Genomic DNA, 1,347 nt, shown 5'->3' on the forward strand with positions numbered 1-1,347 from the left:
TCGAGCAGGAACACCCCGACCGTGATCCCGAGCAGCGCAGCCAGCGCCCAAACACCGCCCCAAACCCCGCCCGAGACGATCGCCGCCCCGAGCAGCGCCGCCATTGCCAGTGTCGCGATCGCGAAACGCGCCATCTGTCGTCCTCTAACCCGTCAAACCCTAAGAATTGCTGAACACGGCGCAGGTGCAGCCGCTTTTCTTGAGCCGTGCGCAAAGCCGGAACGCCTCGCCCCGGTCGCGCCGTCCGATCCGCGCCATCCAGTAGCCGCCCTTGGGGCTGGCGCGGCTCTTCTGCCAGACCAGGTCGGGCTCCTCGCCCCGTACCAGCGACGGGCAGACCCGCGTGCGGTCGCGATATTGCGACAGCGCCCGGCTCTTGGTGGTGCCATAGGCGAGCTGCACGCCCCAGGGCGCGAGGCGCGGCTCGGGCTCGGGATAGGCGGTGAGGCGGCGCTCGCGCGCCAGCTCGAAGCAGGCCTGGTCGAAGGGCTTGCCGGGCTGCAGGCTGTAATCATGGTCTTCGGGCGGCGCCTCGGCCCAGTCCTCGGCCGGAACGCCTGTGATGATGCGCACGTAGTCCACCGTCTCGCGGGGCAGGGCGGCGCCGCTGTCGGCCACCAGCGCCTCGGCCCGGCGCTCGCCGCCGTTATAGGCCACCGCCGCCAGGCCGGGATTGCCGAAGCGCCGGGTCAGCTCGCCGAGATACTCGGCGGAATATTCCATCGCTTCCGCGGGGTTATAGGGATCGGAGAGCCCGCGCAGCTTGGCGGTGGAGGGGATGAACTGGGCAATCCCCTGCGCATTGGCATGGCTCAGCGCATTGGGATCGAAGCGGCTCTCCTGCCAGAGGAGCCGGGCAAAGAAGCCGGGATCGAGCCCGTTGCGGGCGGCAAAATGGCCGATCGCCTGGCAGGTGTCGTGCACCGCGTGGCTCGGTCGGATGCACTGCACCGGCCCGAAGGCCCCGGGCGAGCAGAGCGTGCCCGGCTCGTCTGGCAGCGGCGTCTGCTCCGCCGCGAGCGGGCCGGGCAGGAAGAACAGGGAGAACAGGATCGCGACACGCCACATGCGGTTCACTTGGCCTCGCGGTCCTCGCGAGGTCAACTCACACTTTTCACTGACGCCCGGGCGTATTACTTGGGGAACAGGTACAACAGGGGTCCGTCACATGTCCTTCTTCGGCAAGCTCAAGAGCAAGCTGTTCAAGTCGTCCTCGAAGCTCGAGGAAGGGCTCGACGCCATCGTGCAGGAGGGCGGGTCGGAAGACGCGCCCGAGCCCGCCGCGCCGCCCGCGCCGGCGGATGTCCCGCCGCCGCCGGTCGAGACGCCCGAGCCGCCGGTCGAGAC

1 protein-coding gene is annotated in these 1,347 nt (G+C 69.4%); it reads right to left on the bottom strand.

Translation table 11 applies throughout. The features are described from left to right. Positions 1-159: 159 nt before the first annotated feature. Entirely contained in the window at positions 160-1,068 is a 909-nt protein-coding gene (locus tag AC6RA4_RS12705) for a lytic transglycosylase domain-containing protein (protein ID WP_500160822.1), read from the bottom strand. Positions 1,069-1,347: the final 279 nt, after the last annotated feature.

This window comes from Salipiger sp. (assembly GCF_059781815.1).